Here is a 1622-nt window from a genome sequence, read left to right on the forward strand (position 1 = left end):
AGTGTCGCGGAGAATGTGAGTGTGTCTCCTGCGTCAACGTCGTCGAAGTTTCCGGAGACGTCCAAGCTGAATGCTGCGTCCTCGTCGGTTGTCTGATCGGCGATCGCTGTGGCCGTTGGCCCGTCGTTTGTGTTGTCGACTTGGATACCGAATGTTGAGGATGCTTCCTCTCCGGATTCATCGGTGGCAGTGACGGTTACCGATATTGAACCGATGTCTCCGTTTTCCGGAGTGCCTGAGAGTTCGCCCGTGTCCTCGTCGATTGAAAGCCAGTCTGGTAGCGGATCCCCATTTTCTAGAGTCGCTGAGAATGTGAGCTTGTCTCCTGCATCTACATCATCGAAGTTGCTAGAGACATCGAGGCTGAACGCAGCGTCCTCGTCAGTTGTCTGATCGGAGATCGCTGTGGCGGTTGGTCCGTCGTTTGTGTTCTCTACTAGGATTTCAAAGGTATCCGAGGCAGTCGCCCCGTGTCCGTCGGTAGCGGTGACGGTTATGTCGATGAGTCCAACGTCTCCATTCTCCGGAGTTCCTGAAAGCAGTCCTGAGTCTTCGTCGATCGAAAGCCAATCGGGAAGAGGACTGCCGTCGTCTAGGGTAGCTTGGTAAGTAATTGTGTCGCCGACGTCCGCATCATGGAAATTCGATGATACGTCGAGACTGAACGTATCGTCTTCATCGACTGTTTGATCTACTATCGCTTCAGAGACGATTAGACCATCGTTGTCGTTTTCGATTGTGAGCTTGAATGAGTCGGAGACGCTAGAGCCGCTTAAGTCTGTCGCCGTTACTTCAATTTCGATCTCGCCGACATCATCGTTCTCCGGTGTGCCGGAAATAACTCCCGTCTCGTTGTCGATAGACAGCCAATCCGGGAGAGGATCGCCATTGCTCTGTGTTGCTGTGTAGCTGAGCGTATCGCCTACGTCTTCGTCGGAGAAGTGCAGACTTGTGTTGAGACTGAATGCGGAATCCTCTTCGACTGTGTCGTCGTGGATGGTAGGCGAAACTGTTGGTCCGTCATTTGTATTTTCAACTTGGATACCGAAGGTAGAGGATGCTTCTTCACCAGATTCATCGGTGGCAGTGACTGTTACCGATATGGATCCGACGTCTCCGTTTTCCGGAGTGCCTGAGAGTTCACCTGTGTCGGAGTCGATTGAAAGCCAGTTTGGGAGCGGATCGCCGTTTTCGAGAGTCGCGGAGAATGAGAGCGAGTCGCCTTCGTCTATGTCGTCGAAGTTACCTGAGACATGCAAGCTGAACGCGGCGTCCTCGTCAGTTGTCTGGTCGGAGATCGCTGTGGCAGTTGGTCCGTCGTTCGTGTTGTCGACCTGGATACCGAATGTTGAGGATGCTTTCTCGCCTGATTCGTCAGTGGCAGTGACGGTTACCGATATGGAACCGACGTCGCCGTTTTCCGGAGTGCCTGAGAGTTCACCTGTGTCTTGGTCTATAGATAGCCATGACGGTAGCGGATCACCGTTTTCTAGAGTCGCGGAGAATGATAGCGTGTCTCCTGCGTCAACGTCGTCGAAGTTTCCGGAGACGTCCAAGCTGAAGGCTGCATCCTCGTCAGTTGTCTGGTCGGAGATCGCTGTGGCAGTTGGTCCGTCGTTCGT

1 protein-coding gene is annotated in these 1622 nt (G+C 53.4%); it reads right to left on the minus strand.

Annotated features, from left to right (window positions below; genetic code table 11):
• Window positions 1–1622 (minus strand): putative Ig domain-containing protein (locus JIN87_RS27905; RefSeq protein ID WP_200360022.1); only part of this gene is annotated, 1622 nt, incomplete at both ends.

Origin of the sequence: Pelagicoccus mobilis (genome assembly GCF_016595505.1) — a bacterium.
In the GTDB taxonomy this organism is placed as follows: Bacteria; Verrucomicrobiota; Verrucomicrobiia; order Opitutales; family Opitutaceae; genus Pelagicoccus; species Pelagicoccus mobilis.